The sequence below is a fragment of the Mannheimia kashgarensis genome (assembly GCF_041807705.1).
Lineage (GTDB): Bacteria > Pseudomonadota > Gammaproteobacteria > Enterobacterales > Pasteurellaceae > Mannheimia.
The window spans coordinates 1-6485 of the sequence record NZ_JBGTYY010000050.1; the positions used below are offsets into that span (position 1 = coordinate 1).

The following is a 6485-nucleotide window of genomic DNA, read 5'->3' on the forward strand; positions in this document are numbered from 1 at the left end:
ATTCTCATCAAAAAGACTTGCTCTTCTGAGGGACGACTGCTCTCTACAAATTCAATTTTGCTGGTCGTACTCACGGGATTTTTTGTAAGTATTGTCATTGTATTTATCCTAGTTTTTTTGATAAGTGCAGAAATGCTACCCTCATAACTTGGTAAAGTCAAAGAAAAATGTATACAAAATAATCTATACCTGTAAATAAGTACACTTATGACATCTACAACCGTGTGGCAACGAGAAGCTTTGACACAAATACGGAAAAAGAGGGTTTTGAGCGTAAGGAAACGTACCACTATAACAACCTCAATCAGTTGGTTAGAACTGATCGTGATACATTTGATGTAGGTGGGGATATTGATGCTTATGTTACTTATGAGCGTGATGTTTTCGGGCGTGATGGCGAAATTAAAACTTATTCAAATGCCTCTGGCGATTTGGAAAGCCATTACATAAATGAACGAGATGTTTATGGCAATATTTCTAAACAGACTATCTTTGGTATAGATGGGCAAATAACCCGTGTAAATAACTATACTCGTGATGCAAGAGGATTAGAAATTAAAAATGAAATAGATTGGAACGGGGATGGTATCTATAACGATTTGGATACCGTTATTATCAGTGTTCGTGATGATACACCGCAAGCAAACATCATCTCCCAGCTTCAATCCTATGCAGACGGCAGACCGGAAGTTTACACCATTTGGGGTTATGATGGTTTTGGCAGACATAATTCTACCCATTCAGACACTAACAAAAACGGTCAAATTGATGAAGGTGAAAGAGCTTCTAAAGTCTCTTTTGTTGGGGAGAGTACTTTAGTGGATGTGATTACAGTGTATTCAGGTAATGAGTTACAGCACCTACAAAAAATACATTACAGCGATAATAATATTATATTGGGTAGTTTTTATTCTGATGCGAATAGTGTTTATCATACCCTTTCTTATAATGGTTATGGTGGAACTAGACGCTCTTCAACTGAAGACTTTACCGAGAGCCACTATGATGCGTTATTTAAGCAAATAGGCGGAGCGATTAAGACACTGAATATGTCTAATGCCAACTACCAAACCGACATTACGCTGGATAACAACGTGCTTGCGAAACTCACAAAATCTGAGTTAGTCGTAAACGGTGATGCAACCGACACTATCCGCCTGAAAGACAACACCGAGTTTACCCAACTCGATAATGTGACAAGAGGCAGACAGGAGTACGAGCAATACCAAACAGAGGTGGACGGTCAGCAATACACCTTATTGATTGACACCGACATCAACGTAGTATTGGCGTAGTCTCAGCCCTCTACAAGCGGTCATTTTTTGCTGAAAATTTGCAAAACACCGCTTAAGATAAAAACAAAACCTGCTACCGATTGGTAGCAGGTTTTTGTTTATGTTATGTAGATGAAAAACTATCCACACAAATCATCATCTTCAAAAGTAATTAATAACAAGGGGTCGTTTTCTAGCTTATCTACTCGAGTATGGAAAAGATTAATATAGTATGGCGTTGCTCCCGGTATTGGCTTTTTTGAATGCTTGCCACTTGAGTCCTTGAGCCTACCCCATTTTCTTTCACTAGATTCAGAGTAGATTTCAACTTGCTTATTTGTTGTCCATAGATGAACCAATTCTTCAATTTCTTTGCTATATTCTAAAATCAGCTCAGCGGTATAACCAAATTGTTCACTAAGTTGAAAGAAGTCGTGATGAAATTTGACGTTCTGGACTTTGTGCGTTTCTATCATTTTCAATCTTGCTCAATTTTCTAGCGGTGTGTTGAAGTGCCATCATCTGCATAACCTGACGGCAATTTTTGCCATCAACCGAAATGCTGTAAGCATTTGGGTTATCATCACTCTCTTTTAATGCCTCAAGAATCTTTGGATTCATCATACCCTCCTTAATGGGTTGTAATTGGTTAAATAATAGCATAAAAACCTTGTTTTCACATTAAGATGTTGGTTAGGTAAGGCACAAGATATCGTAGAGGCAATTTTAAAGGATTGATTAAAAGATAAAAACCTGTTACCAATTGGTAACAGGTTTTGTTTTAGTTTTATCTCAAGCGGTGTTTTGCAAATTTCTCGGCAAAAACGACCGCTTGTTGTGGGTGAGGTTACGCCAATACCACGTTGATGTCGGTGTCAATCAATAAGGTATATTGCTGACCGTCCACTTCGGTGGTGTATTGTTCGTACTCATTGCTACCTACTTTGGTATTCTCAATCTGTGTGAACTCCGCATTATCTTTCAGTCTAACTGTGTCAGTTGCATCTCCGTTAATGGTCAATTTTGACTTCGTTAGCTTCGCAAGCACATTATTATCTAACGCAATATCTGTGCTTTGGGTTGCATTGCTAAGATTAATTCGTTCCAATGCTCCACCGATTTGTTCTAACAGCGGTTGGAATTTGCCATCAGTATAATCTTCTGTTGAAGAACGAATAGCTGCACCGTTTCCACCATTATACGACCACCCAGTAAATACTCTCTCTCCATTAGCATAAACTGTGCCTAACGATTGACCTGAGTCACTGTAATGCAGTTTTTGCACCTGCACGAGTTTTAGCCCGTCTGTAGGTTCTAATATACCAAAGGCTACGTCATCTTGAGTACCTTGATAATAGTCAAAAGAATCAATTTGACTACGACTGCCTTCAAAATACTTGCGTACAGCATAACGTTCGCCTTTATCAATAGAACCATTGTTATTGTTATCAAATAGCGTTGCACGGTGCAAATCAGTTTGATCATAATGTAGTCGAACTGTTACATCTGCTGAACCATTAGCGTATCTATCAATACGGCTAAGCAGTCTTCCATCAACAGAGCTCAGAGTTTTTAATAGCATAACCTCATTACCATCAAATTTACCATTTTGATTAGTATCAACCCAAGAAACTACTTCTCTACCATACTCATTAGCTTCAGAATTATAAATTCTTGATACTTGATTTTGAGCATTGTAAGAAGTTACTTTATTTACATATCCGTATGCATCGTATTCTTTTATTTGATGTAACTCAAATGAACCCTGTGCATCACTATGAACCTTGATTACTTTTTCACGCCCGAAAACATCACGCTCATAAGTAACATAAGCATCAATATCCCCACCTACATCAAATGTATCACGATCAGTTCTAACCAACTGATTGAGGTTGTTATAGTGGTACGTTTCCTTACGCTCAAAACCCTCTTTTTCCGTATTTGTGTCAAAGCTTCTCGTTGCCACACGGTTGTAGATGTCATAAGTGTACTTATTGNTCTACTTTTTGGCGACGTTCGTTGTACACGTTATCGGTTATGTTGGTAAACTTATCAGCCCCCGCTTCTCCCGTGTTATTGGTGCGAGTTTGGACTACGTTACCGTATTCGTTGTGGGTGTTTTCCACAATTCTGTCGATACCGTTTACCGTTACTTCTTTGCCGTTGAGCATAATCGTATGAGTATGACCTGTCGGGTTCGGGTTGCCGTTGCTTAACACATCATTATTGGTGTTGTCATAACGGGCAATTTCACGTCCTAACGCATCACGCACATAGTAGCTTACGCTTTCAGCGTGGTCTTTACCGTCTAGGTTGCTTGTACGCTCGTAAACTCGGTTGTTTCCATCGAATTTGTGCTCGTAGTAGCGTTCGATACCTTGTACTTCACGACCGTCTTTTAAGGTGTGAGTTGTACCAGTAATTTGGCTTCCACCTTCTAGCGTTTTGGTTGTGTCGTTATCCAGGTTTTGATACTGGCCGATTCGGTTGCCGTTAGCATCTAAATCGTAGTAATACACTCGGTCATCCGCCCCTTTCGCATCAAGATTGAAGCGTTCGGTAATCACACGGTTTTGGTTATCACGCTCGTAAGTGGTGAAGTTGTCAATGCCTTCTACTTCACGACCATCGTTTAAGCGAACCGTTTCACCTGTTTTCTCTTTGAGAGCAACACCGTCTTTCATATCGTTATCACGGTTGTAATAAATTCCGCTTAATTGACCGCTTGCTTTGTCCACATCACGGTATTCCACTTCTTCAAACTCGCCTTTTGCATCAAGGTTTCTGTTGGTTTGAATGTGGTTTCCGTTTTCGTTGTGTTCGTAGGTTTCATAACGGTCAATACCTTTCAGAACGCGACCATCGCGAAGCTCAATCGCTTTGTCTTGGTCTTTATTGCCTGTGCCGGTGTTTTTATCGTTATCTAAATCAGTGTAACGACCTTTCTCACGTCCGTACTCATCACGGTCGATGTAAATCACTTCTTCAAAGCCTGTGTCGTTTTTAAACGCTTCGCCATCACTCGCATCTCTCGCATTTAAGTTACGGTTGATTTGAATTTGCTGACCGTTCGCGTTGTATTCATAGGTTTCAAAGCTGTCGATACCTTTGAGTTCAACCTGTTTGCCATCAATTTCAACAGTAATTGCTTTACCTGTCGAATCGTTACTGTCGTTGTTTAAGTATCTCGCCACCGTACGACCGTATTGGTCTAATACGAGGTAAGTGGTTGAGTTAGCTTCGCCATCGCCTGTGTTATCCACATCAATCTGTAAGGTTTGACCTTTAGTGTTACGACCGAAGGTTTCAATTCTATCGATACCTTTGATTGGCTTGCCATCGTGGTCGAACGCTGCTTTACCTGTGGCTTCGTTAGCGTCGTTATCCACTAACAACTCAGTACGGTTGCCTAAAGCGTCGAACTTCTGATAATGGATCTTATCGGCAGTGCCGTCGGCGTTATTATCGTAGTCGATTTTGGTTTGGCGGTTGTAGTCGTTGTAGTCATATTCCTCAATAGTATCAATACCTTGCACTTTTTCACCATTGATAGTTTTCTCATTAGCTCCGGTGTTTTGGTTATCGGTATTAACGAGTTTTTGTTTTACAACGTACTCGGTAATGGTTACTTTATCATCACCTGTGCCTACCTCAATCGGGCGTGCTTCGTGAACGTAGTATTCTACTTTGTCGATGCTGCTGTCGCTCAATTTGAAGCTATCTGCTACTTTTTGGTTCGCTTCATACTTCGCTGGTGTTACACCTTTTGCATCGTTGTCGTACTCAATCTTAATCGGATTTGGATTTTTCGCATCTTTCTCGTCATAAGTGTATTTTTCTGCACGGTCGATAGTGCCATCAGCATTATCATCAAAGAATGCTGCTGTTTTTTGACCTTTGTCGTTGTATTGGAAGAACGCACGAGCATCTTCTTTACCTGTTGCATCGTTGTTGTATGCAACTTGTTTTTCTAATACTACGTTTTCTTCTTTCGTAACACCACGTTTGTTGGTTACCGGTAATTCTTTCACGATGTAGTCTTCAACCGTTTCGTACTTATCAATACCTGCTTTACCTTCTACAGATGAGCTAGTGTCTTTTGCATCTAGGTTGTATAGGCGTTGTTTTACGTTTCCTTGTTCATCGTAGATGATGTAGGTAATTTGGTCTGGGTTTTGAACATCAAGTTTTTGTTCAGCCTTAGCTTTATCCATATTCTTTTCACCACCAAGCGTATCGCTGCCTTCTAGGTAGTGGTTGATTTGAGTTGGTTTAGCTTCAGTGCCATCTTCGTAAATTACGCCGTCTTTAGTCGCATTTAGTTTGACTGGTTTGTCGTAGGTAGCTTCTTCTGCACGATCTACTGTGCCATCGTGGTTGATGTCGTAGTAGGTGTAAGCCTTTTTGCCATCAATAACGATTGCTATTGCAGGATCTGATAAGTTAGGTAAACGAACCTTAGGTGCTTCTGCATCTGGTGTTTCGTTACCTTTGTCATCTGCTGATACCACTTTTAAGTTTTCAGGTGCTGTTGGTGGAACATCAACTGTGAACTCGCCATTCTCGCCCACTTTTGTGGTTGCCACTACATCATCGCCGTTTTTCACGTTGATGGTTGAACCCGGTTCGCCTTTACCTGTAATTTTGTTACCTGCATCATTTAATTTCACGTCAGTAGGTGCTGGTGGTGGCGTAATGTCAGGTGCTGTGATTGTACCCGTTACTTTGTTACCGCCTTTGTCAGTAATTTCAACTTTTAAGGTTTCACCGTCTTTAGCGTTAGTTGGGTCTGTTAAGGTAATATCATATTTACCTTCATCATTCGCTACACCTTCACCGATTACTTTGTCGTTTTTATCTTTAATCACGACTGTTGCACCCGGTTGTGTTGTGCCTGATACGTTTACAGAACCGTCTTCTTTGTTTCCTGTAGCTGCAATATTTTTACCTTCGCCTTTATCGGTTGGAGTTGCTGGGTCAGTAATATCCGCTGAGGTAATTGTACCCGTTACTTTGTTACCGCCTTTATCTGTTACTTCTACAGTTAAAGTTTCGCCATCTTTAGCTTTGCTTGGATCGTCTAGGGTTACATTGTATGCACCTGTCTTATCATCTGCTTTGCCTGTGCCGATTACTTTTCCAGCTTCGTCTTTAATAACTACAGCTGCACCCGGCTCTGTTGTGCCTGATACAGTTACTGTATCTGAGCCT

General features: G+C 40.6%; 5 protein-coding genes. 1 reads left to right on the plus strand and 4 read right to left on the minus strand.

The window, feature by feature from the left end; all coding sequences use genetic code 11:
* The first annotated feature begins 224 nt into the window (after nt 1–224).
* Complete coding sequence (locus ACERCF_RS12210; protein ID WP_373625742.1) at nt 225–1295, plus strand: hypothetical protein; 1071 nt, start codon at nt 225–227, stop codon at nt 1293–1295.
* A 119-nt stretch (nt 1296–1414) separates the two neighbouring features.
* On the opposite strand, the gene ACERCF_RS12215 is transcribed toward ACERCF_RS12210, so the two are convergent.
* From ACERCF_RS12215 to ACERCF_RS12230, 4 genes are all read right to left on the minus strand, one after another.
* The gene (locus tag ACERCF_RS12215) at nt 1415–1750 is read right to left on the minus strand and encodes a hypothetical protein (RefSeq protein WP_373625743.1); all 336 of its coding nucleotides are present in this window, start codon (nt 1748–1750) and stop codon (nt 1415–1417) included.
* Nucleotides 1692–1898: a hypothetical protein gene (locus ACERCF_RS12220; protein ID WP_373625744.1), complete on the minus strand. Its 207-nt coding sequence runs from the start codon at nt 1896–1898 to the stop codon at nt 1692–1694. Before ACERCF_RS12220 ends, ACERCF_RS12215 begins: the two co-directional genes overlap by 59 nt.
* A gap of 223 nt (nt 1899–2121) precedes the next feature.
* Entirely contained in the window at nt 2122–3240 is a 1119-nt protein-coding gene (locus tag ACERCF_RS12225) for a hypothetical protein (protein ID WP_373625745.1), read from the minus strand.
* Between the two features lie 25 nt (nt 3241–3265).
* Complete coding sequence (locus ACERCF_RS12230) at nt 3266–6430, minus strand: Ig-like domain-containing protein (RefSeq protein WP_472853097.1); 3165 nt, start codon at nt 6428–6430, stop codon at nt 3266–3268.
* Between the last annotated feature and the right edge of the window lie 55 nt (nt 6431–6485).

What these genes read in the sequence shown, in the direction of transcription:
- ACERCF_RS12215 (WP_373625743.1), bottom strand. Translation starts at nt 1,750, where the DNA reads ATGATAGAAACGCACAAAGTCCAGAACGTCAAATTTCATCACGACTTC.
- ACERCF_RS12220 (WP_373625744.1), bottom strand. Translation starts at nt 1,898, where the DNA reads ATGATGAATCCAAAGATTCTTGAGGCATTAAAAGAGAGTGATGATAAC.